At 57.0% G+C, this 23,678-nt stretch carries 16 protein-coding genes; 4 read left to right on the forward strand and 12 right to left on the reverse strand.

Annotated features, from left to right (window positions below; translation table 11 throughout):
- Positions 1–76: 76 nt before the first annotated feature.
- From ACS4NR_RS08240 to ACS4NR_RS08265, 6 genes are all read right to left on the reverse strand, one after another.
- Positions 77–499, reverse strand: a complete 423-nt coding sequence (locus ACS4NR_RS08240; RefSeq protein ID WP_456020377.1) for an AprI/Inh family metalloprotease inhibitor — start codon at positions 497–499, stop codon at positions 77–79.
- A gap of 91 nt (positions 500–590) precedes the next feature.
- Complete coding sequence (locus ACS4NR_RS08245; RefSeq protein ID WP_166495808.1) at positions 591–2,057, reverse strand: serralysin family metalloprotease; 1,467 nt, start codon at positions 2,055–2,057, stop codon at positions 591–593.
- A gap of 463 nt (positions 2,058–2,520) precedes the next feature.
- Entirely contained in the window at positions 2,521–3,606 is a 1,086-nt protein-coding gene (locus tag ACS4NR_RS08250; RefSeq protein WP_166495809.1) for a polyamine ABC transporter substrate-binding protein, read from the reverse strand.
- Between the two features lie 56 nt (positions 3,607–3,662).
- Positions 3,663–4,007 carry a cupin domain-containing protein gene (locus ACS4NR_RS08255; RefSeq protein WP_098964086.1) on the reverse strand — a complete coding sequence of 115 codons (345 nt, stop codon included), beginning with the start codon at positions 4,005–4,007 and terminating at the stop codon, positions 3,663–3,665.
- Positions 4,008–4,038: 31 nt separating this feature from the next.
- Positions 4,039–5,445: an NAD(P)/FAD-dependent oxidoreductase gene (locus tag ACS4NR_RS08260; protein WP_210557198.1), complete on the reverse strand. Its 1,407-nt coding sequence runs from the start codon at positions 5,443–5,445 to the stop codon at positions 4,039–4,041.
- A gap of 52 nt (positions 5,446–5,497) precedes the next feature.
- Positions 5,498–6,313 carry a helix-turn-helix domain-containing protein gene (locus ACS4NR_RS08265; protein WP_456019665.1) on the reverse strand — a complete coding sequence of 272 codons (816 nt, stop codon included), beginning with the start codon at positions 6,311–6,313 and terminating at the stop codon, positions 5,498–5,500.
- Positions 6,314–6,576: 263 nt separating this feature from the next.
- On the opposite strand from ACS4NR_RS08265, the gene ACS4NR_RS08270 reads away from it, so the two are divergent.
- Positions 6,577–6,849 carry a DUF1652 domain-containing protein gene (locus ACS4NR_RS08270; protein WP_025109621.1) on the forward strand — a complete coding sequence of 91 codons (273 nt, stop codon included), beginning with the start codon at positions 6,577–6,579 and terminating at the stop codon, positions 6,847–6,849.
- Positions 6,850–6,907: 58 nt separating this feature from the next.
- Here the strand turns inward: ACS4NR_RS08270 and ACS4NR_RS08275 are convergent, their stop codons facing one another.
- A complete protein-coding gene (locus tag ACS4NR_RS08275) occupies positions 6,908–9,382 on the reverse strand; it encodes a UvrD-helicase domain-containing protein (protein WP_456019666.1) in 2,475 nt (824 codons plus the stop codon).
- Between the two features lie 280 nt (positions 9,383–9,662).
- Between ACS4NR_RS08275 and ACS4NR_RS08280 the strand changes: the two genes are divergently transcribed.
- Positions 9,663–10,358: a pirin family protein gene (locus tag ACS4NR_RS08280; RefSeq protein ID WP_123586423.1), complete on the forward strand. Its 696-nt coding sequence runs from the start codon at positions 9,663–9,665 to the stop codon at positions 10,356–10,358.
- A gap of 177 nt (positions 10,359–10,535) precedes the next feature.
- Here the strand turns inward: ACS4NR_RS08280 and pgm are convergent, their stop codons facing one another.
- The 4 genes from pgm to ACS4NR_RS08300 all read right to left on the reverse strand — a co-directional run bounded on the left by pgm (position 10,536) and on the right by ACS4NR_RS08300 (position 16,767).
- Positions 10,536–12,182, reverse strand: coding sequence for a phosphoglucomutase (alpha-D-glucose-1,6-bisphosphate-dependent) (pgm, locus tag ACS4NR_RS08285; RefSeq protein ID WP_456019667.1), 1,647 nt, complete (start codon positions 12,180–12,182; stop codon positions 10,536–10,538).
- A 96-nt stretch (positions 12,183–12,278) separates the two neighbouring features.
- On the reverse strand, positions 12,279–13,679 hold the full coding sequence (locus ACS4NR_RS08290; protein ID WP_456019668.1) for an aminotransferase-like domain-containing protein: 1,401 nt from the start codon (positions 13,677–13,679) through the stop codon (positions 12,279–12,281).
- A gap of 48 nt (positions 13,680–13,727) precedes the next feature.
- Complete coding sequence (locus ACS4NR_RS08295) at positions 13,728–15,197, reverse strand: hypothetical protein (RefSeq protein ID WP_456019670.1); 1,470 nt, start codon at positions 15,195–15,197, stop codon at positions 13,728–13,730.
- A 547-nt stretch (positions 15,198–15,744) separates the two neighbouring features.
- Entirely contained in the window at positions 15,745–16,767 is a 1,023-nt protein-coding gene (locus tag ACS4NR_RS08300) for a zinc-dependent alcohol dehydrogenase family protein (RefSeq protein WP_253149879.1), read from the reverse strand.
- 269 nt (positions 16,768–17,036) lie between these two features.
- On the opposite strand from ACS4NR_RS08300, the gene ACS4NR_RS08305 reads away from it, so the two are divergent.
- Positions 17,037–17,951 carry a LysR family transcriptional regulator gene (locus ACS4NR_RS08305; protein WP_267794818.1) on the forward strand — a complete coding sequence of 305 codons (915 nt, stop codon included), beginning with the start codon at positions 17,037–17,039 and terminating at the stop codon, positions 17,949–17,951.
- Positions 17,952–18,482: 531 nt separating this feature from the next.
- Entirely contained in the window at positions 18,483–21,107 is a 2,625-nt protein-coding gene (locus tag ACS4NR_RS08310; RefSeq protein ID WP_456019671.1) for a hypothetical protein, read from the forward strand.
- A 243-nt stretch (positions 21,108–21,350) separates the two neighbouring features.
- Here ACS4NR_RS08310 and ACS4NR_RS08315 read toward each other — a convergent pair whose 3' ends face one another.
- On the reverse strand, positions 21,351–23,609 hold the full coding sequence (locus ACS4NR_RS08315) for an nSTAND3 domain-containing NTPase (RefSeq protein WP_456019672.1): 2,259 nt from the start codon (positions 23,607–23,609) through the stop codon (positions 21,351–21,353).
- Positions 23,610–23,678 lie beyond the last annotated feature (69 nt).

Genomic DNA, 23,678 nt, shown 5'->3' on the forward strand with positions numbered 1-23,678 from the left:
CAATTCAACAACAACTGCAACAATCACTTATAACGTTCAAGCACTGCCATATATTCAATCTGGATTAGTTGAGCGTTTATTTCGTTGCGCGTTCGAGTGTAACAATCAGGCCTGACTTCAAAGTGCTGGAATAGAGCCCGTCACGTTGTCGGCTGAAAAACACGATTCTTGAACCTTCCGTGCCGGTGATCGATATTCCGTCGGGTTCCGGAAACCAGCCGATGGGCGACTCGTTCAGCCATGCGCCAAGGCATTCGGCGCCCTTGCCGACGGTCTGGTTGGCTTGCAGTTCGAGGGCACAGGTGTTCGACGGTTTATCCTGCAGCTTTTGTGCTTCAGGCGCGTCATTTTTAGCGCTCAACGTCGCCTGCCATTGCCCGGCAAAAACCGATGGTTCTTCAAGTCTGAGGCTGCTTGCCATGGTTGTTTCTCCAGAAATCATGATCAGCGCCGCCAAAAGCCACGCCATTGCCTTGTAGGTAAAAACTTTACAGATCATCAGAAAATTCGCTCCGGCACCTAGCCTTGCCCAGCAATCCACACGATGCAAGCAAAGAAAGCGACGCATCGAGCGCCGCTTTCCCGTTACATCACGCCACGATGTCGCTGGTCGCGGCCTGGCCTACGGTGCTGACCTGGAAGTCCGCCACGCCATGCCCGGAGAAATCCACCGACAACAGGCTGTTGCCGCCCGACGACGTCAGGATCGCGTCGCCAGCCGAACCGGTGAAGCTGCTGACAAAGTGCAGGCCGGAACCGTTGGTGATACCGGTCAGATCGATTTTGTCCAGACCGCTGACGAAATCGAGGATCTGATCAATCGCACCCGGCTTGGAGTCGGAACTGGCTGCGAACACGAAAGTGTCCGAACCTGCGCCGCCCCACAGCTTGTCCGCACCACCGGCGCCGTAGAGGATGTCGTTGCCGGCACCGCCTTTCAGCTCGTTGGCAACGCTGTTGCCGATCAGCAGATCGTTGCCCGAACCGCCGATGGCGTTCTCGATGGTCACACCTTTGGCGATCGACACGTTACCGATCATGCCGCCAACGTCGGAGAACGAAGCTGCATTGAGGTTGATCTTCTGGTTCTGGGTGAAACCCGAGAAGTCGAAGGTGTCCTTGCCGCCCGCGTCCCACACCGAGAACACCAGCTTGTCGCTCGACGACGAGGCGCTGAGGAAATCGCGACCGGCGTTGGAGTTGAAGCCGTAGGTGGTGTCACCGGTACGGGTATTCATGTTGGCGCCGTAGAGTTTCTGGATCGCGGCAATGTCGTCCATCAGCGGGCCGGAGGAATAGGCTTCCACACCGCCCTTGCTGAAGTTCTGACTGGTATTGCTTTCGCTCCAGTAGCTCATGACGCTGTAGCCGCGGGTGTCTTGCCCGTAGGTGGCGTCATTGTAGGTCGGGTTGCCGTTGCCGGCGTTGTAGTCGCCCGGGTGCGCCAGGCCAAGGGTGTGGCCGATTTCATGGGTCAGGGTCTGACGACCGTAGTTGTTCAGATCCGGGGTCTTGTTCTGCGTATAACCGCTGTTGATCAAGTACCACGAAGTGCCGTCGTAACCCGGACCGGTACCCGGCAGGTAGGCGAACGCTGCTGCGCCGTCCACGCCACCGCTGTAGTTGGCGAAGGTCATGTGGCCGTCACCGCCGGTGGCTTTCTCGGTGAAGGTGACGTTGGCCACGTCGGCCCAGGATTGCATGGCGAGCACGGCCTGGGTTTTCTGTTGATTACTGAACTGACTGAACCCTGTGATCCCGTGCTTGTTCATCGTGCTGGACGATACCGAAGTCAGGAACGTGTAGGTGAGTTCGATCTTGCCGCTGCCATCCTTGTCCTGATAGGCAGCGCCGTCACGCAGCAACTGGGTTGCGGCCTGGTCGACGGAAAAGGAGGGTTTGCCATTGACCGTGAGGTTGCCGCCACGGTCGTACTGGTGGCTGAAGCTATTGATCTGGTTCCAGGCGGAGCTGGTTGCCGCCAGAGCCTGCACTGCGCCTACCGGCACGAATGTGTCTGCAGTGATATCAATAGCGTTAGCTTTTACTTTCGACATAAACACACTTCCTTGTTTAGCAATGGAACAGTTTTTGTCAGATAGCGACGATCCCTGGCGAGATCGTCCTATCACTCGCCCAATGAAGGCGTAAGAAACCTGACACAATTTGAAATCTGTCGTCTAGCATTTTTTTGAGATCAAATTGCACTGTTGCGTAAAACTGCCGTAAACAAAGCCTGTGAGGTCGAGAGATTGTTTTAACGGGTCGCGCCCCGTCCAATTGTCTGACGATTTTCTATTTAAATATTAAATATTGGTAAGTTGTTTTTTGTTGGGTGCGTCTCACTTTCCCGCACTCTATTAGTGCGATGCCAGTGTATTGATATCAATTAAATCAGCAGTGCTAAAACACTTGTGGGAGCGGGCTTGCTCGCGAATGCGGGGTATCTGCCAACCTGTTTGCTGACTGATCGAACGCATTCGCGAGCAAGCCCGCTCCCACAGAGGGGGGTGAGGTGGTTTAGCTACCGGTGCGGATCTTGTTCCACACCCGCGTGCGGATCCGGTCGATGTTCAGCGGCATCGCCTCAAGCGCAAACAGCTTGCCCATCATCTCCGGGCTCGGATAGACCTTGGTGTCATTCTTGATTGCCGGATCGATCAGGCTGTCGGCCTGTTCGTTGCCGTTTGCGTAGTGCACCGAGTTGCTGATATCGGCCATCACCTCCGGGCGCAGCAGGTAATTCATGAACGCATAGCCGGCCTTCTCGTCCGGCGCGTCATTGGGCATGGCAACCATGTCGAACCAGATGGCCGCGCCTTCCTTGGGAATCGCGTAACCGATTTCGATACCGTTCTTCGCCTCTTTGGCGCGGCTCTCGGCTTGCAGAATATCCCCGGAGAAACCCACGGCCACACAGATGTCACCATTGGCCAGATCACTGGTGTACTTCGATGAGTGGAAATAGCTGACGTACGGCCGCACTTTCATCAGCAACGCTTCGGCCTTCTTGTAGTCTTCGGGATTCTTGCTGTGGTGCGGCAGTCCCAGGTAGTTGAGCGCCGCTGGCAGCAATTCCGGACCGTTGTCGAGGATCGCCACGCCGCATTTCTGCAACTTTTGCATGTATTCGGGTTTGAAGATCAGATCCCACGAATCCACCGGGGCGTCGTCACCCAGCACTGCTTTGATCTTGGCGACGTTGTAACCGATGCCGGTGCTGCCCCACAGATACGGAAAGCCGTGTTCATTGCCCGGATCGTTGGTTTGCAGCGCCTTGAGCAATACCGGGTTGAGGTTCTTCCAGTTCGGCAACTGGCTCTTGTCGAGCTTTTTCAGCGCCCCGCCCTGAATCTGCCGCGCCATGAAGTGGTTGGACGGAAACACCACGTCGTAACCAGAGTTGCCAGTCATCAACTTGCCGTCGAGGGTTTCGTTGCTGTCGTAGACGTCATAGGTGACGCCGATGCCCGTCTCTTTCTGAAAGTTTTTTGTCGTATCCGGCGCGATGTAGCTGGACCAGTTGTAGACCTTGACCGTCTCGGCGGCATGGCTGATCGAGGCGGCCAGCAGCAACGGCGCCAGGGCGAGGGTTTTCTGGATCATGGGGTCGATTCCTGTAGAGACTATTGTTGTTGGCAGGCAATCAAAGGATCAAACAATCAGAAAATCAGCACGTAGCTCTTGCGCACGGTCTCCTGGATATCCCAGATGCCGAGCGTGTTGGCCGGCAACATCAGTGCGTCGCCACCTTGTATGTGCAGGGTTTCGCTGCCGTCGTCCGGGGTGAACGTGCAGCGGCCGGAGATGAAGTGGCAGAACTCCTGCGCGGTGATCTGCCGGCGCCAACGCCCCGGGGTGCATTCCCAGACGCCGGTTTCCACGCCGTCGTCGCGCTCGACGCTGGTGGTCGAGGCAATCGCGACCGGCTCGCCGAGTGGCACGGCGACCGGGTTGGATTCATCCAGTTGCAGACTGGCGGTGTTCTTGAACTGCGTAATGCTCATGGTGGGACCTGTCTTGTGAAGAAAACGGCGGTTAGTGCATGAAACCTTCCATGAACCCGGCGACCTGACTGGCAAGCTTGCGCCGCCAAGGTGCGCTGGCCGGGTTGGCCAGGGTCTGGTCTTCGTGGACGAAACTTTTGATGATCGCGTTGTAACCGAGCCAGCGGCACGGCTCCGGCTCCCAGGCGCGCAGCGCATGGATCCCGCCGTCCGGCAGCACCCACGGCTGATGCACCAGCTCGGTATCGCGCTCGAGAATCAGATCGGCCAGGGTGCGGCCGCCGAGATTGCTGGCACCCACACCCTCCCCGCCATAACCGCCGGACAGCGCAATGCCATTGGCGCGATCGCAGAGCATGTGCGGCTTGAAGTGCCGGGACATACCGAGGTTGCCGCCCCAGGCATGGGTGATCTGCACGTTTTTCAGCTGCGGGAACAGCTCGCCGAACAGATAGCGGCGCAGCTCGACTTCATCACGGGTCAGATCGAAGTTATGGCGCAGCTTGCCGGCGAACTGGTAACCGCCGCGGGCGCCGAAGATCAGGCGATTGTCGGCACTGCGCTGGCCATAAGTGACCTGACGGCTGAACTCGCTGAACGCTTGGCCACGGTTGAGGCCGATTTCATCCCAGGTCGCCGCCGACAACGGCTCGGTGGCAACAATCAGGCTTTGCACCGGCAACTGATAGCGACCCAACGGTGGCAGCGTGACCGAATAGCCTTCGACCGCCGGCACAATCCAGCGACTGCGCACACTGGCCCTGGCCGTGCGCAAACTGCCGGACTGCCAATGGGTGACCGGGCTGTTTTCATAGATTTTCACCCCCATGTTTTGCACGGTACGCGCCAGACCGCGCACCAGTTTCGCCGGGTGAATGGTCGCCACGTGCGGCGCGTAGATGCCGCCATAGGGTTTCGCCACGCGAATCTGTTGCGCCAGTTGCTCGGGGTTCAGCCAACGGTAATCGTTGTCGGTCAGGCCTTGGGCGTGCAGTTTGTCGAGGTATTCGCGCAGGCTGGCTTCCTGCTCCGGGTAGCGGGCGGCGCAGTACAACACCCCGCCTTTGCGGTAATCGCAATGGATGCCCTCACGTTCGAGGACAACTTCCACTTCATCCGGAATGCTGTGCAGCAGATCAAACGATGCGCGACGTTGTTCTGGAGAGAGACCTGCGAGCAGTCGATCCTCGCCCAGCAGGTTACCCATCAGCCAGCCGCCATTGCGCCCGGACGCACCGAAACCGGCGGTTTGCGCCTCGACGATGGCGATATCCAGACCGGGGGCGAGTTTTTTCAGGTAGTACGCGGTCCACAGCCCGGTATAACCGGCGCCGATGATCGCCACGTCGACATCCAGATCCTGCTCAAGCGCCGGCCGCGCGATCAGCGGCTCGTCGAGTTGATCCATCCACAAACTGATAGTGCGCCACGCCGGCATGCAAGACTCCGCCACTGAAAACCTTCGATGGCGTCGATCCTAGTGCGTGACTTCAATCACTGTCTTGCGCGCGTGCCCGCAAAGAAATTTGTTTGGCGTAGGCCTTCGGTGACTGGCCGGTGTGTTGGCGAAAACAACTGTAGAACGCTGACAGCGAGTTGAACCCGGCGGCAAACGCCAGTTCGTCGATACGCAGCGGCGGCGCGGCGTGGTCCAGCGACTTGAGCAAGTGCTGCAGGCGGGCCTGATTGACGTAGCGATAGAAGCTCTGGCCGAGCACCTGATTGAGCAGGTAGGAAATCTGATTGCGGCTGTAGCCGCACTCTTTTGCCACCCTTTGCAGGTCCAGTTCCGGATCGAGGTACGGCTGCTGCCGCTCAAAATACTGCTGCAGATCCTCGGCCATGAAACTGATCTGGCGCGGCGACAACCCCAGGCGACTCACCGCCGGGCGCTGACTGGGTGCGACAGCGCCGTTGGATTGCGTACGGACCAGCGAGGCGTATTCGTTGACCCGCCAGATCAGGCCGTCTTTGACCGTGATCGCTTCGCTGGAACGGAACGACACCAGCCCGTCGCCACCGCGCAAAGTCACTTCGTATTGAATGAACGCGGTGTTGCCATCCACGCGGATCCGGTCGCAATGCTCGAGCGCTTCGTCGGATTCTCGCGGCATGCTCACGCGCACGTACTCACGCAACTCGCCGAGACCGAGGACCCGGTTCTGGAAGAAATCGTTGTATTGGACGTGCGGGTGATACAGCGCCATGACGCTGTCCAGATCGCGGTGTTTCCAGCTCAGGTGATAGCGCATGACCGTAGCGGCCGTGGCCGGAGTCTGTTCTGGGCCGTCATCGTCGGCGTGCATAAAGGTCTCGGCGCAAAAGAACCGAGCTTGCCCAAGTTCGCCAAAACGATCAACGAGCAAACGGTAGTGGCCATTTGGCGATGAGTGATCACAGCGTGACTTACATCAAAAAATGCGTAGCAATCGCAAAATGAACTGAAAAATCTCACGGAAAATTCACATGCGGGTGCTACTTTTAACGTCATTGAACGGTTGAGCCAATGAAGGTTCTTCCCACCTAACGTGAGCAAAAGGAAGCGCTCGATGAAGAAGGCGGGCAACACATGAATAAAGGTTCCAGCAAAGTCACGTTCCCCAATGCGTGCCAGCTGATGCGCTGGCACTTTCATCCCATGGGTTTTGAAGCGACGATGGATGCGCCGGGCAGCATGATTGCCCGACTGTTTGATCGGGCCAGCGGCGAAACCATGATCGCCATTGCCGGCATTCCTTGTGCGACGGTGATGAACGCGGCCGATGTCGAGCGCATCATCGAGGCTGTGGAAGACGAACTGGAGGCCTTCATTCCTCCGGAATCTCTCAAGAGTTATGCATAAACTATTGTTTTATATAAAAAAGCCCGCCAATTCAGGCGGGCTTTTTTGTGCGTGTGTATTAGGCGTTTTGCGGCTGTTTCCGGTGATCGGCGAAGAACGCCTTGCCTGGGACAACCCGATCGGACGCCCTTGGCATGTTCACGGCCTGAGTATCCTGCGGCTCGACGTACCAGTAGCAATGGCTGACCGCCCGGGTGATACCCACGTAGGCCAGCCGCAGAATCTCGTCCTTCTGCGCCGTGTCATAAGGCTCGCTGTCACCAGCCTTGCCCAGGCCGGCCATGCGGTAGACCTGATTCTTGTACGGTGAGCTGGTCAGGTGCTGGCAATCCCCGAGCAGGAACACCGCATCCGCCTGCAGCCCCTTGGCGCTGTGGTAAGTCAGCTGTTTCAGCCGTCGCGCTTCGTACGGCAAGCTCGAATCAACATTAACTACAGGCTGAATATGCTGTTCTATCAATAACTTATCGCTGCTTTTTCGATAGAGCATCAAGATCGAATCACCACGATTGTAATGTTCAGCCAAGCGCTGCCCCAGGGCCTGGTCATCACGCTCCAGCACATTGACCGGCTGCACCGGCTTGGGTGCGCCGCTGGCCTTGGCCTTCTTGCCGGGAATTGCCGGCGCGGCGCGAACGATGTGCTCGGCAGCATCGATGATGTGTTGATGGCTGCGATAGTTGTCGCTGAGCATCACCCGCGTGGTGCTCGGTGACGGGAATTCCTTGTTGAACTCCATGAAGTAACTCGGCGAACTGCCGCGCCAGCCGTAGATCGACTGCCAATCGTCGCCGACGCAGAGCAATGATGAGCGCTGCGCGCCCCGCCCGACATGCATGGCCGGACCGCGACTGCGGATTTCCGCGAGGCTGGCGCGGATCCACGAGACGATCTGCGGCGATACGTCCTGAAACTCGTCGATCATCAGGTGCGACATGGGCCGCAGCAGCTCATCGCTGAGCAACTTGAGGTTCTCCGGCGAATGCTCGCTGAACAGCGCGAACATTCGGTTGTAGGTCATCACCGGCGGCTTCTGATCGAGCAGATGATCTTCCAGTGCTCGCCAGAACAGGCTCAGCGCCTCAAAGAAAAACCGATCCGGGTCGTCTTTGGCAAAACTCATGCGGCCGACCGCATCCGGCACATCCAGCCCAAGGTTTTCGATGAAGCCGGCCGCCGCGACAAAACAATCGAGCAGCGGCGCCGAGACCAGCTCACCTTTGACCTTGTAGTCGAAGCCTGGACCGGCGCTCGCGTCGCCGGCCAAGGTCGACAACACCCGCTTTGAGGCCTCATAACTGTCTAGCCAAATCAATGGCTTACGACAGAAAGCTTGAAACAGGGTGCGCTTGACGGCCCACTCGGCGCGTACGCTGAGCTTGGCGTTGGGCCGGCAAATTTGCGGGTTTTCCCGGGGATCGAAGCCGAGCACCACCCAGGCATCGAGGCTGGGAATGTAGCCATGACAGTGGAAGGTCGACCCGTTGATCTCGAACGTCTGCCGGCTGGGCTCGATGCCCTTGATCGGCCAGGCACCGGCGCGAAACCACAGGTCTTCGATGGCATCGCACAATTCTTCGTCGCGCTTGGCCGCCAGTTCGGTCACCGCCACGCGTTTCTGCACGTCCGGGTGATCGCGCTCAAGTTCCTTGAGCTGCAAGGCAGCTTTGGCCAGCGGTTGAATCAACTGGCGGAAGCGTTCGTCTTGATTGAACAAGCGGTGATAGCAGGCGTTGAGCTGCTGGCGCTGGGCATCGTTGATGCGCAGATCGAACGGGTTGCTGTCGACCTCCTCGTCAGCGCCTTGAGGTCGCAGGCTAAGGTTTTCAAACGCCTGCAAGCGCTCGAACCCCGGCAAGCTGCGAACCATTGGCAGAATGCGTGAGTGAAAGGTGCGCACCAGATCCCGCGCGTGCTTCAGGCTCAATGGCCGCCCCCAGAGCGCGAACATCTCGATCAGCTTATTGATGAAATCCTTGCGCGACTCGCGGGTGAAGGTCACCACGGTCATCGAATCCAGCTCAAAGCCCAGATAATGCGTGAGCAGCAGAATACGTAGAACCAGGGTGGTCGACTTGCCTGCCCCCGCCCCGGCGATCACCGAGGTCGAGGGGGTGTCACTGAAAATCATCTTCCATTGCGCAGCGCTTGGCTGGGCATGTTCGGGCAACAGGCGTGCCACGTCAGCCTTCATGCGCTTCTTCAGCTCGGCGGTGAGCGGCAGGCGCCAGTCGTCGAACAGATGATTATCAACGCTCGGTGGACGATGCTCGGTGCTGCGACTGTCACGAATCAACAGCACTTGCCGGCCTTCTTCCAGCCCTTCGAGTTTCCCCTCCTTGAAGCCGTACTCCACGCCAGCGGTGTGACCGCTGCGAAAACCGTCCGCCTGGCCGTGCAGCCATGACGCACGGTGTTGAGCGCGCAAGCGTGTCAGGCCATGGCCGAAGAAACGCGCGGCCAGACGCTTGAACCATGGCATCTCGGCCAGTGGGCGAAGTTCGGGAGGCAGATCGGGAGTGTGTTGCGCCACGCTGAGGGGCTCCAGTGTGTGAGGCTGTTGGGGGGCTATGGTGGCTTTATTTGCTTATGAGTTCTAGCGAAATGCTTACAGCTCATTGGTTTAGGCGATGAACTGAAAGTTGCGTGAGATTGTTTCGAGCCGGTTTCCCATCAACGGATTCGATGAGAATGCCGCACTTTTTACGCTTTTTCTCGATGATTGACTGATGGATGATGCCCGTCATTAACCGACGGTCTCGCTTCGTGGCTCTGGCGTTACGCCCCATGACGAACCTTTTGAGGAGACGATCATGCTTGAACTCAGACCTTTCAATACGCTGGGCGGCGCTCACCACGGCTGGCTGGATGCCCATCACCACTTTTCGTTCGCCGAATACTACGATCCGCAGCGCATGAACTGGGGCAATCTGCGGGTGTGGAACGATGACGTGATCGCCGCCGGCACCGGGTTTCCGCTGCATCCGCACCGTGACATGGAAATCATCACCTATGTGCGTGAAGGTGCGATTACCCACCAGGACAACCTGGGCAATAAGGGCCGTACCGAGGCTGGCGACGTACAGGTCATGAGCGCCGGCACCGGCATCGCGCACAGTGAGTACAACCTGGAGGACAAAGAGACTCGCATCTTCCAGATCTGGATTCTGCCGACGGAAACCGGCGCACCGCCATCGTGGGGCGCCAAACCGTTCCCCAAAGGCCAGCGCGAGGGTTTCGTGACCCTGGCCAGCGGCAAGGACGGCGACGATCAGAGCCTGCGCATTCGCGGCGATGCGCGGTTGGTCGCGGCCAACCTCAAGGCCGGCGAAACTGCTGAATATCAGCTGGATGCGGGACGCCGAGCTTATCTGGTACCCGCTACCGGTTTGATTGAAGTCAATGGCTTGCGCGCGCAAGCTCGAGACGGTGTTGCCGTCGAGCATGAGTCGGTGCTCACAGTGACGGCGCTGGAGGACAGCGAAATCGTTCTGGTGGATCTCGCCTAGATTGCAGGTATGAAAAAGGGTGACCAATTGGGTCACCCTTTATCCACATGATTTTACGGCTACCAACCCTTGTGGCGAGGGAGCTTGCTCCCGCCGGGGCGCGAAGCGTCCTTTTGCGACTGCTTTGCAGCCGAGCGGGAGCAAGCTCCCTCGCCACAGTTTTTTTGGTGTTAACTACTATTTCGTGGAAATAGCACCATCCACCAGCGTTTGCGCTTCGGCCACCAATTGCTTGAGGTGGTCGTCGCCAATGAAGCTTTCGGCGTAGATCTTGTAGATGTCTTCAGTGCCGGAAGGACGCGCGGCGAACCAGCCGTTCTCGGTCATCACCTTCAAACCGCCGATGGCCTGATCGTTGCCCGGCGCATGGCTGAGAATGCTCTGAATCTTCTCGCCTGCCAGCTCGGTCGACGTCACCTGCTCCGGCGACAGTTTGCTCAACAGCGCTTTCTGCTCAGGGTTGGCCTTGGCGTCTACGCGCACCGAGAACGGTTCGCCCAGTTCATCGGTCAGTGCGCGATAAGCCTGGCTTGGGTCACGCCCGGTACGCGCGGTCATTTCCGCCGCCAGCAGCGCTGGAATCAGACCGTCCTTATCGGTGCTCCAGACGCCACCATCCTTGCGCAGGAACGAAGCGCCAGCACTCTCCTCGCCACCGAAACCCAGCGAGCCGTCGAACAGGCCATCGGCAAACCATTTGAAACCAACCGGCACTTCGTACAGACGACGTCCCAGACGCTTGGCCACGCGATCGATCAGACCACTGCTGACCACGGTTTTACCCACAGCCGCATCGGCGCGCCATTGCGGACGGTTCTGGAACAGATAGTCGATGGACACCGCCAGATAGTTGTTCGGTGCCAGCAGACCACCCGACGGGGTGACGATGCCGTGACGATCGTGATCCGGGTCGCAGGCGAAGGCTACGTCGTAACGCTCCTTAAGACCGATCAAACCTTGCATGGCATGGCTGGACGATGGGTCCATGCGGATCTGACCGTCCCAATCGACGGTCATGAAACGGAAAGTCGGATCGACCTGCTTGTTCACCACGTCCAGATCAAGACGGTAATGCTCGGCAATCGCCGACCAGTAGCGCACCCCTGCTCCGCCCAACGGATCTACGCCCAGACGCAGCTTGGCGTCGCGAATGGCATCGAAGTCGATCACATTGATCAGGTCGGCGACGTAAGTGTTCAGGTAGTCGTGACGGTGGGTGGTGCTGGCCTTGAGCGCCTGCTCGTAGCTGATGCGTTTGACGCCCGCCAGTTTGTTCGCCAGCAGTTCGTTGGCCTTGGCTTCGATCCACTTGGTGATGTGGGTATCGGCCGGACCGCCGTTGGTAGGGTTGTATTTGTAGCCACCGCTTTGTGGCGGGTTGTGCGAGGGCGTAATCACGATGCCGTCGGCCAGCCCCAAAGTACGGCCACGGTTATAGCAGAGGATCGCGTGCGATACCGCCGGGGTCGGCGTGTACTCGTCACCTTCGGCAATCATCACGGTCACGCCGTTGGCGGCCAGCACTTCCAGCGCACTCGCCCCGGCCGGGGTCGACAGCGCGTGAGTGTCAATACCGACAAACAACGGGCCAGTGATGCCCTGCGCTTCGCGGTACAGGCAGATCGCCTGACTGATCGCCAGGACGTGCCACTCATTGAAGCTCAGGTCGAAAGAGCTGCCGCGGTGTCCGGAAGTACCAAACGCCACACGCTGGGTGGCAATCGAAGCGTCCGGTTGGCCGGTGTAATAAGCCGTTACCAGTCGCGGGATGTCGACCAACAATTCTGCCGGTGCCGGTTTGCCCGCAAAAGGACTGATAGTCATGCAAAACCTCTGAAATAGAGTGGTTCAGGAAATACAGCGCAGTTTACTGGCAGTTCGACCACAGCGCGACGGGATCTATCCGACAGATTTCAACGTTCACTCCAGCGGCGCCAAGCGCAATGCATCACCCAGCCTGTCGAGCGCTCCACCCAAGCCGCTCTCGCCATGATCCAGCAGGCTCAAGCGCAGATGCCGACGGTGCAATCCCTGCAAGCTGAACAGCTCGCCGGGCGCGATCAGTACCTGTTGCCTGAGCAGGCGCTGAAACACATCGCGCATGTCCAGCGGCCGCCGTGCCCGCACCCAGACCGTCGCCCCGCCTTGTGGTTCTACAACCTGTAGCGCATCGCCCAGACGCTCGCGCAACAATTGGATCATCGGGGTGCGCCGCTCCTTGAGGAGCCGGCGAAGCACGTGCAGATGCTGATCGACCCGACCGTTTCCATACAGACGAGCGATGGCCTTCTGGCGCACGGGCGATAACCGGAACGAGCGCATCAGAAAATGCCGCTGCATTTCGTTCTTCCACTGGCGCGACAACACGTACCCGTAGGGAGCTTCGAGACCGATGAATTTCTCGAACGTGGAGAAGATCAGCAGTCGGTCAGGATCCAGATGATCACGCAAACGCTCGGCGCCGGTTGCCTCACCCAGTTCACCGTAGCAGTCGTTTTCCAGCACCCAGGTGCCGTGCTCGCCAAGCAAGCCGGCAATCGTGTTGCGGTTATCCGCAGGAACCGGTGTACCGCGCGGCATGCACAGGCCCGAGGACAGCAGAATCAGGCGCACATCTTCGGTCTTGAGCAGTGTTTCCAGCCGTTGCGGCTCCAGCCCGCCACAGGACTGCAACGGCAGTTCGATCACCCGCACCTCTGCCGCCTGCAGCAACCGCAGTATCACCCAGTCACAGGGCGACTCGACCAGTATGGTTGTGTGCCTGAGCTGCAGAACGGCCACCAGGATCTCCAGCACCCCGCACATATCCGCGCCGATGTAAACATCCTCGGCGTGCCAGCATTGCTTCGGCGAGGTGGTATAGCGGGCCGCCAGAACGGTGCGTAATTCCAGCTCACCACAGGGTTGGTCGAGCAACGGTGGCTGGCGGGGATACTGGCGCAGCAGTTCACGCTCCAACAACAGCAATGGACTGTCCAGTGATTGCAGCGAAACCGGATCATCAGCATTCAACAAACGCATGCCCGGCTGCCGCGCGTTGACATAGAGCGTTTCGAGCAGATCATTGCTCATGGCGGGTGGCCTCAGCCCCGAAACCGCCCTGGCGTAATACCCGGACTTGGCCACCGAATAGATCCGCCCTTCCTTTTCGAGCAACGAATAGGCGTATTGAATGGTCGAGATCGACACGTTCAAACGATCTGCCAACTGACGCAGCGATGGCAGCCTAGCATTGCCATCGCCAGCCGATTCGGCCATCAAGCGCATCAGGTAACGGTAGACCGCCTGGTAGGCAAAGCCGGATTCCCGTGCAGCCTTCATGAGGCGGACGCCATAACCGACGGTGCGCCGAAGGATCGCTCGCTCACCTCATCGTTCCGCTGACCGGTCACCCACGCCGGCGCCATCGAGACCTGCCGCGTCGAGTGCCGCCTCCAGTGCTTGCCGGGGCGCACCATGCGCTGGCAAGGGTTCCATGGCGTAGAGGCGACAGATGAGCCGGACCGGCAACCCGCTGACGTCCACCATCCACTGCAGCACCTGCTCCGGGCCGTGCAACCCCTGCATGGCCCGATGCAAATCAGGCAGCGCCACCAACATGCCGGGATGACAACTGCGCAGGAACCGCTCGAGCCCGGCTCCACGCTCGATGAACGGCGTGAACAGCAGGCAGACCCATTGCGCTTCGTTGAGACCGTAAGTCTGCAGCAGCCAGTTCGCCGCCGCTTCGCGCAGCTCTTCAGTGGTCTGCCGTTGCCCCAGTCTTGCGATCATCTGCTCGCAGACCGGTTCCGGCACCCGCTGCATCTGCATATTCGCCAGCATGCGCTGGACATGCTCCGAGAACCCCGCTTCATAGCTGCGGCCGCTGATGAATTCGGCTTCCAGACCGCGTAAATGGGCCTCGATCAAGGGGTCGGCATATTCACCCTCACCCAGATGAAACATCCCTTCCTCTGCTTCGAACCCCAGAAACTCGCTCAAGAGCGGCCAGCGTTCTTCAAGATTGCCGACCGCCATGTCATGAATGTCGACAAATGTAGTGCGACGACATGACTCGAAGCCCCCCTCGGGGCGCCAGCATTGCCGCTCCGATTCGGGGTAAAAACCGCGATACAAATCCCCTCCCAAGCCGTCCAGCAAGGCGAACAGCTCATCGAAGGTCCCGGAATTGGACTTCAGCGCGCCGATATCGGCTTTCTGCACGGCCCGGTCGAGGTCTTCGACAAACTGCTTCTGGCGACGCGGCGATTCGCTGGCGAGCCAGGCATCGACGCCGTTACCCCAGCGCGCAATCTGGCCACAAAATTCGGCCCAGGCCAGGCAGGCGTCGTCCCGCCACTCAAGCCTCTCGCCCCTGGCACGTCGATGCCCCATCATCAGCAGATTGGTGCGATGGGCATCCGCACTGTCCTTTTCGAGTGGTGCCAGTGGGTTGAACGGCAACACTTGTCGATGTTCCACCATCAGCAACTCGACACGGGGATCGTCATACAGAAACAAGGCAGCGAAGCTGCGGTGCAGGTTGTTCAGCGCCGCCGCCCCCGCTCCGCTGCGGCGCAAGGTGGCGACACGCAACTGGAACGTGGCGGGTGCGCGGCCGGCGATACTCAACTGGGCGGCGCGCAGCAGCGCCAGCATGTAGCAACTGTCGCGGGTACCGGATGGCGTCACCATGACCTTGTATTCACCCATGCGCTCCATTCCGCCGGCGGCGACCACCAGCCGCTGGATCAGCAACTGCAGCGCTGTGCGCTCGGCTCTGGAAAAGAAACTCAGCAGGCGTTGCAATACTTGCTGATAGACATAGTTCATTGCCTGATCATGGATCGTGCTCATCAGTACTTTACCCGGCGTAAAAAATTCATATCACGCATCAGCGATGACGCTGGCGCAATAAATTCATCAATAAGTAATAGACGATCAAATACTAACACTTATGATTTTGAAGTTATTTGAAACACTTGCTGCGAAGGAGCCTGCAACCCAACCGCTTCAGTCGACGTAAGCCCCTGTCTTTATTGAGTTTTTTCTTAACTAAAAATATCTGAGGAAACTTCTTACAGCGTCCCACGAACATTGAGTACAACAAAAGCAGAACAACAATAGGAAATACCCTACAGTCATTAAACAAAATCCGGCATATCGCCCACGAGAGGAAACATTAAACGCGCAATGGAAAACAGAATGCACAGACATGGTTCATTCCTTGAGATGAAAGTAATCATTCAATTATCAGGGCTTATATGGCGATTAGAAGATACAGATTGCAGACAAAAACCGGTTCAGATGCACAACCGGCCACGCACCATGCTTGGTCTGTCTGATTATTTGCGAGGGGTAAAACGCAAGAGTCCGTGGGGCCACGGACTCTGTTCGGAGGGAGTTACGCGGGTTCGACCTGCAGGGCGACCCGTTCACGACAAGGGCATTCATCCATGTAGCGGTGCGCTTCAACGAACTCGTTGAACGGAAAAACCCGTGTCTTCAACGGCAGCAGCACGCGGTCGGCCGTCAACTGATTGATATCACGCAGGGCGCGCTGCAAGGCGACGTGGTCCTGAGTAATGCCCAGCTCGGGTTTACCGGTGAAATTGCCGATGCAGTGCACGAAGAACTGGATGTTCTTCTGAAACGCCGCACAGGCCGGGAATGGTGTCTGGTTACCGCCCTGCAGGCCATACAGGACAAGGCTGCCACGCGGTGCGAGCACATCGCCGAGCAACGACATCTGCGGACCGCCCAGACCGTCGAACACCACGTCGACACCACGGTTGTCGGTGATCTTGTTGATTCGCATCAACAGATCTTCTTCCTCGGTGACGATGACTTTCTCGGCACCCAGGGACAACAGGTAATCGCGCTCATCGGCGGTTTTTGTCGCCGCAATCACCCGCACACCCATGGCCTTACCCAACTGGACAAAGGACGGACCGGCGCAATGGCTGGCGTCAGTGACCAGAGCAAACTGCCCGGGCTTGACCCGCGCCAGATCGGCATAGGCGAAATAGGCGATCAACAACGGCGTGTAATGCACGCTGGCCTCGACCGGACTGAGCACATCCGGATAACGGGTCAGCGCGGTGCGTGGCAGCACGATCTGCTCACCATACACCGGGTAGTCATTCGGGCTTTCGGCAGGAAAACTGGCCACCTTGTCGCCAACCGACAGATCGTCCACATCGTCACCAACCGCAGTGACCACACCGGCCATTTCATGGCCGAGACCGGACGGCAGGCGTGCCTGGGACGAGGCCAGGTTCTGACGCCAGAGAATGTCGTACCAGCTGATGCCGATCGCCTCGACACGCACCTGCACTTCGCCAGGACCTGGCTGAGCGGCCGCATGCTCTTCGCATTTGAGCACCTCGGCCGGACCAAACTTGTGAAAACGGATCGTGCGGGACATCGCAAACCTCGTCAAAGTAACCTCTAATGCCCTGAACTCTATCTGGGCTTTTGACCCATGACTATCAGTGGCTATTAATAGTCGACATGCCTGTCATTGATTCCGCAGTATGAACGGCATTGGCAAAATCGATGAAAAAATGCCGCAATCGGCCCGGTAAAGCTGAATTTAGCGGTGCAGAGTACCAGCCTTTCCCCGTAATATTCATGCCGGCCATTGTTCTCATATGGTCGCTCTCGTCAAGCTTGATGACTCTGCCAGGACTCCAGATGAATCGTAATGACCTGCGTCGTGTCGACCTGAACCTGTTGATCGTATTCGAAACACTGATGCACGAACGCAGCGTGACCCGCGCCGCCGAGAAGCTGTTTCTCGGCCAGCCGGCGATCAGTGCGGCGCTCTCGCGCCTGCGCAGCCTGTTCGATGACCCGCTGTTCGTGCGCACCGGACGCAGCATGGAACCGTCCGCCCGCGCGGTGGAGATCTTTGCCCTGCTCTCGCCGGCACTCGACTCGATCTCCACTGCCGTCAGCCGTGCCGCCGAATTCGACCCGGCCACCAGCACCTCGGTATTTCGCATCGGCCTGTCCGACGACGTCGAATTCGCCCTGCTGCCGATGCTGCTCAAACGCCTGCGCGCCGAAGCCCCGGGCATCGTCCTCGTCGTGCGCCGAGTCAACTACATATTGATGCCGGGCCTGCTGGCCTCCGGCGAAATCTCCATCGGCGTCAGCTACACCACCGACCTGCCAGCCAACGCCAAGCGCAAGGTACTGCGCCGCAGCCAGCCAAAACTGCTGCGCGCCGACACCGTGCCCGGCCCGCTCAGTCTGGATGACTACTGCGCGCGTCCGCATGCACTGGTGTCGTTCGCGGGCGACCTGAGTGGCTTTATTGATGAAGAGCTGGAGAAACTCGGGCGCAAACGCCATGTGGTACTGGCCGTGCCGCAGTTCAACGGTTTGAGTACGCTCCTTGCCGGCACCGACATCGTCGCGACAGTACCGGATTACACAGCGGAGGCGCTGACGGCTGCGGGCGGTGTGCGCGCGGAAGATCCGCCGTTGCCGACGCGTACGTTTGAGTTGCATATGGCTTGGCGTGGATCGCAGGATAATGATCCGGGGGAACGTTGGTTGCGGTCGCGGATTCAGATGTTCTTTGGCGATCCTGAGAGTCTTTAGGCGCCGCCGGATAGGCTATTCGGCTGACCATTTCTGCCTTTCCACAAACCATGGAGCTCCATTCACTTCCAGAGGATTGCTACATTGGGGACATATTTGAGGGCATGCTATGGATTGTTTGAAAAGGATGCTCCCAGCCTGAAGCCCCACGTAAGCAAGCGTCCAACTCACCTTTTGTAAGTCAGGTGTCCACTGATGCGGCAGCAGTTGCCCGGTTTCGCTGGTCTTTTGGATAGGCAACTGCGTTAGCACATCTTTACTTCAAAACAAACCAAAAACCATGATCTACCGCAGCCATGGTCAGTCTACTGAGCGCATCTGTGCCGCACAGCACTGCCCCTCGGGAATATTGCATGTACAAATATGTACCTTCCATAATACCTGTGGATTGGAGAATATTTGTCTATCAAAAACCGCCTGACCATGGACACACGCTGTGTGAATGGAATAAGCGGACGACAGCAGCGCTGCCACCGCTTGTATTTCTGGCGACACTGCCGTCCAGCCGCCAACTCAATGCTCTGCTAAGATTTGCCTCTCAGATTGATTTCAAGGAGAAAAATCATCAGCCGTATTAAGGACACCGAGGCTTTCATCGCCAAATCAAAGGCGAAATTTGGCCAGCAGTTCAGTTACTCCGAGACCCTCTGGCACTCAGCGCGCGCACCTGTAGTTCTTCACTGCCTGAGGCACACCCCCCCCGAAAAAGTTGAGATAAATCCCGATCAGCATCTGAGCAAGAAGGGCGGCTGCAGGCAATGCAAGGCTGACAGCGTAAGGGCTCGACATGGCAAGACTCGGGAGGTCTTCGTCGCCGAGGCCAAAGCCAGGCACGGGGACGCCTTTGATTACGGCAAATTGGTATATCTCAATGCCAAGACAAAATTACTCATATACTGCCTTGAGCACTGCATCGAGTTCTGGCAACTTCCCGAGGTCCATTTGAAGGGCAGTGGCTGCCCTGCCTGCAAGAGTGCAAAGTTAAAAAAGAGCAATGCGGAGTTGTACAGCCAGCGGAGCGTCAAATTTGAGGAGTTCCTGACTAGGGCAAATTTGACGCATAACGGTTACTACCAGTATCAGCCCGAAAGCTATGTAGGCTTTAGCAAAAATATTCGCATCATTTGCCCCAAGCACGGCCTGTTCTCTCAACGCGCCGAGCGACATGCGAGCGGTAGTCAGTGCAAGAAGTGCGTGGCTGATAACCTCAAGATCACCGAGCCAGTACTTCGGGCGCGTATTGAGCAGAAATTTGGCTCGATTCTTTCGGTTCGATTCGGTGTCTGGTCAGGCTTCAAAACGATTGTCCAGGCATTCTGCAGTCGACATAGACATAGCTGGAGCTTGACTGCGAGCGCCCTGCTGTCGGGCGGTGGTTGTCGTCACTGTGTAAACGAACTTAAAAATCGGCCTGCTTTAGCAGCGCTGGTGAGCAGCTTGCCCCCCGAACTACGTTATTTGGAAACCAGTCGAAACCCTGATTTTCTGAGATTTAGCATCGACGCCACGCGCAAACACCGAGCTCAGTACCGCTACGAGGAAAACCTCTTTATCTCGTTTTCCCGGCCGTGCCAAGTGATCTGCCACACCCACGGAGCCTTCAAATTAAAGCCTGAAGAGCATCTGGGCGGCACGGGTTGCCATATTTGCGCCTACCAAGACCAGTTCATCAGGTCGGCACGCCAACGCTTCGCTGACCGTTTCGATTATGGCCAAACGAATTTCAGCCAAGCCAGTGGCCAAGAAAAAATCAGCATCCTCTGCGTTGAGCATGATGTTCGCGGCAGTATCAGCGCCGAACTACATCTGCGTGGCACGCCGTTTTGCGGGGTTTGCAAGAGCCAATCGCGGGCGTTGACCACCGAACAAAACCGCCGTGCTAAACACCATGCCTTGCTCCAAGCCTTTAGAGAGGCGGCTTTCGCGGCCCACTCTGGAAAGTACGAATATCCTAACTTAGAGGAGGAGCTAGTCACACGTGTCAGCAAAATCACTGCCTACTGCAAGCAGCATGATTTTACGTTTACACCGTCTGCAGCGGCGCACGTACAAAAAGGCAACCGAGCACCCTCAGGATGCCAGCGTTGCAAGGGAGACGTTTCTCGACTGCGCTACCGCAAACCTTACATCGAGGTCCAAGCAAAATTGGCCAAACATGGTTTTAGCCTTCTCACCCCAGAGCATGATTACAAGAACCAAGGTGAACCCATGTTGGTTCGCTGCAATGAAGGCCATGAGGCAAACGTAGTCCCGCAGAAGATTTTTAGTGGTCGAAGCTGCCCAAATTGCTCTCCTTTCGTTGGCGAGGCAATTACCCGCAGTATTCTTGAAGAGGGCTTCGGATTTTCGCTACAGAAACGGCGATTTAAGCAGAAAGATCATCCTCACTTGATTCAGCCCCACGCCAGCCTCGAACTGGATGGATACAATGCGCAGTACAAAGTTGCGTTTGAATACCAAGGCGCATGGCACTCCCAAAGGGCTCGGCACCGTACGGAGGCGAGCTACCAGCGCCAAATTCAGCGAGATGAGCAGAAGGCTGTTATGTGCGAAGAGCTGGAAATCAAACTAATTGTAATAAACGAGTTCATGTACCCGTTTGAGGCTGCGGATGTAAGAAAGAAGATCCTGGAAGGCCTTGATAAGGTTTGTCTGAAACAGCAGTGTGTTGTTCAAGAGCCTTTGCTGCTGCTATCTCACATTCCATTGTTCAACCTGAATGGCCAAAAGAAGCTGCTTGCACTGGCTGATGAACATAACCTCAGTGTGAAAGAAACGGCATGGTACGGAAAATGGCATAGCTACTCATGGCAATGCAACATATGCGACAACGAGTTTAAATCGCCTTATATCGTGCGTGAAACTGCAAAGTGGAAGTGCTGTCCCCGCTGCGCACGAAATCATCCAGAAGTCAAAGAGCGACGCCGGAACACAATGAAATTAAAGGGTGGTGAATACCTGGAGGCGCTTCGAGAGAGAGGCCGATCCATTGGTCTGGAGCTAGTGGATGCCGATTGGAAAACTGCGGCTCAACACGTCACTTATAGGTTCAAATGCATCCACACGAAAGCTGAAGTGAAACCCAGAAACTACAACAGCGTATTCTTGGGATACAACGGTTGTGATTGCGATGAACACCGCCGACCACGAGTTTGAGCCAGCGAACAATTTTGATTTGTATCGATCTGTTGTCCAGACTGAGGTGATTAAGTCACCTCATTTTCCGTTCTTCACGGCGAGATGATGTCGAAGAGCGGCAGACTGCCATCAGCATCGCCATAAAGCTGATCTCGTCCCAGAGGTCGCTTCTCTCCGCCCATGACTTTATGTCGTTCTGAGCGTTTACAGTTCGTTACTCAAAAGCTTGATCGGGCATCGGTATACCCTCGTTTACCTGGTCTAGAGATCGACATCGTCAAAGATGTTTCGGCCGCCCTCCTGTGCAGATGGCCGCATCAGATCGCTTCGGCCAACTGCAGGCTCTTCTCCCCGCTCTTGTGATACTTCGCTCACCCACTCGTCGACTCGGCGCCTTTGAGTTTCGACCACATCCTCCACCCTGGGCCATTCAGGGAAAGCCGCACGTATTCCCTCTAGCTGATCAATAAAATCAGAAAGGTGGTAATCAGGATCGTCCTCATAGCTATACATTTCCTGCTGAGACTGGCGAATCCTGTCTAGGTCAGGCAAGACATGCTTCTGTACATCGCTGTAGAAGTCTTCCCGCTCCTGGTCACTAAAGAACTCATGCATGTCCTGATCGTAGATGTACCCTAGGTCATCCTCATCGAACACAAAGCCGTGAATTTTGGTCGAGATCGCACCCCTTGCTGATTCCTCAAAAAGGCCTTGTCGAAGCAAGCGCAGTGCAAGGTCAGACGACATCGTGAATAGGTTTCTCGCAAAATCACGAACCAGGCTGGAGGCCAGTTCACCATCAATTTTCGAGTACATGGCCAGAAATACGGCGTCAGTCCTGCGCAGCAGAAAAGAGTACAATCTGCCCCGCCTCATGCGCACCACTTCGGCCCCACAAGTGACGTACTGATAGCATCGTGTTGCGATCACTGCGAACATGCTCGACGGCAAAATCGTAGCATTCTGGATGCCCGCATCGCCGCACGTCACAAGTTCCATCAAGCGCTCAATGGGTGTGCCATCTACAAAAATCTGCAGGTGATCAGGACTCTGGGCGAGAATCAAAGCAAACGCATCGCCAATCGTTGGGTGCTTGTACCGCCAATAGCGTCCTTCAGCAGTATCTGCTACTTGTACAAAGCTTCCCCGGAGACTCTCAAGCGCACGGATGCAACCGGCTTGGTTACCACCTAACCTTTCAATTGTCTTCATCTCATCCCCTGAGAGGTTGACCGGGCTTTCGATCGCTCCGTGCTTCATGTAAAGCAAAGCCAATGCGGCCTGACTTTCGTCATCCATGCCATGCATTGTCTCAACGAGCCATCGCTCCTGCTTGGCGACAAACTCATCGATACTTCTCTGGTCGATCTTGAGGGCCCTGGTGAATTCAATACTGCCCAACCGCCGAGCTGTCTCAGGAGCGAACCGACTGTGAGCTGCCACCGCAGGAAGAAACTCCTTTAAAGCTGTCCGAACCCGCTGCGGTTGGTTGCCAAGCTTCACATGGTTGTAGAGGATTTCTGACTTTTCTCGTGGGGTCAGCTCTTTCACGTCAATGACCAACTGGCTTTCCTCGATCAAAGGAAATGCCGTTCTCTTGAGGTCACGCCGTGCGCTGTTGTAGATGTAATCACGGCTAGTCAGGACTACACGATGGCCCGCTCGGATCATCGTCGAAAGCGCCGGGAGTATCCGATTCCATTCCATCACCAGGTCGGCTTCGTACTGCATCGCTCCAAAGGCGTCATCAATCCAGATGAACTGCGATGCTTCGTCCGTATTCCAGTGATCTCGAATTTGCTCGGGCTTTTCCAGCTTCAATACCCTACTTCCCCACTTATCCATCGCACACATGGCCATAAGTGAGGCAATCGTCGTCTTTCCTGCGGCGGGCTCTCCAACCAAGAGAACAAAACCATGCTGCTGGAGGGCCTGGAGTGCTTTGCGATACGTGCCAGTCACCACAAGCTTTGAAAGCTCAGGAAGCTCTGTCAGCAGCGCCTTCGTCTGCTTGTACCGTCTCTCATCCAAGATCTGACTGAGGTCACCCAGACCATAGAGCCGAGGTACATTCATGCGCAGGTTACTATTTAGCTGGATCTTCTCGCAGATCCATGTGGAACCCAGCAGCAGAACGTGCTTGACCCCAGCATCTTCAAACGCCTGCTTGATCTTGAGATGGCTCTGCCCAGTCCAGTCTCCGTTCGTCATCAGAACATAGACATCACACTGCCCCTTGGCGACGAGTCTGAGCACTTTTTCACGCTCACCAGCTACATCTGAAAGCGTCAGATTATGATCACGGCGCGATGTGAACTTACACTGGAAGACGAACGCGCCTTCATACAACTCATTTGGCTGAGGAGACCACGTCCCCTTGAACCCACCGTCGCGACCTCCATCATTTCCCTCTAGGAACGTCTCGACCGACTGACCCAATACCGTAGAGGCTACAGCCATACATAACTGCTGAAAGCTATGCCAACCCAAGAGGTGAAGATCGTATTTGGGGACGCTCATCTGACGTTGATCCTTGCAGCCAAGCCCTAACTCGGGACAAGTACTATCATAGCGTAACCGCCGAAATAC

This window comes from Pseudomonas sp. JQ36, assembly GCF_053851495.1.

Excerpts from the sequence above, each read along its gene's own strand:
- ACS4NR_RS08290 (WP_456019668.1), bottom strand. The coding sequence starts at position 13,679 with ATGAAGGCTGCACGGGAATCCGGCTTTGCCTACCAGGCGGTCTACCGT.
- ACS4NR_RS08265 (WP_456019665.1), bottom strand. The coding sequence starts at position 6,313 with ATGCACGCCGACGATGACGGCCCAGAACAGACTCCGGCCACGGCCGCT.
- ACS4NR_RS08315 (WP_456019672.1), bottom strand. The coding sequence starts at position 23,609 with ATGAGCGTCCCCAAATACGATCTTCACCTCTTGGGTTGGCATAGCTTT.
- ACS4NR_RS08270 (WP_025109621.1), top strand. The coding sequence starts at position 6,577 with ATGAATAAAGGTTCCAGCAAAGTCACGTTCCCCAATGCGTGCCAGCTG.
- ACS4NR_RS08300 (WP_253149879.1), bottom strand. The coding sequence starts at position 16,767 with ATGTCCCGCACGATCCGTTTTCACAAGTTTGGTCCGGCCGAGGTGCTC.
- ACS4NR_RS08255 (WP_098964086.1), bottom strand. The coding sequence starts at position 4,007 with ATGAGCATTACGCAGTTCAAGAACACCGCCAGTCTGCAACTGGATGAA.
- ACS4NR_RS08280 (WP_123586423.1), top strand. The coding sequence starts at position 9,663 with ATGCTTGAACTCAGACCTTTCAATACGCTGGGCGGCGCTCACCACGGC.
- ACS4NR_RS08240 (WP_456020377.1), bottom strand. The coding sequence starts at position 499 with ATGATCTGTAAAGTTTTTACCTACAAGGCAATGGCGTGGCTTTTGGCG.
- ACS4NR_RS08260 (WP_210557198.1), bottom strand. The coding sequence starts at position 5,445 with ATGCCGGCGTGGCGCACTATCAGTTTGTGGATGGATCAACTCGACGAG.
- ACS4NR_RS08305 (WP_267794818.1), top strand. The coding sequence starts at position 17,037 with ATGAATCGTAATGACCTGCGTCGTGTCGACCTGAACCTGTTGATCGTA.
- pgm (WP_456019667.1), bottom strand. The coding sequence starts at position 12,182 with ATGACTATCAGTCCTTTTGCGGGCAAACCGGCACCGGCAGAATTGTTG.
- ACS4NR_RS08295 (WP_456019670.1), bottom strand. The coding sequence starts at position 15,197 with ATGAGCACGATCCATGATCAGGCAATGAACTATGTCTATCAGCAAGTA.
- ACS4NR_RS08245 (WP_166495808.1), bottom strand. The coding sequence starts at position 2,057 with ATGTCGAAAGTAAAAGCTAACGCTATTGATATCACTGCAGACACATTC.
- ACS4NR_RS08250 (WP_166495809.1), bottom strand. The coding sequence starts at position 3,606 with ATGATCCAGAAAACCCTCGCCCTGGCGCCGTTGCTGCTGGCCGCCTCG.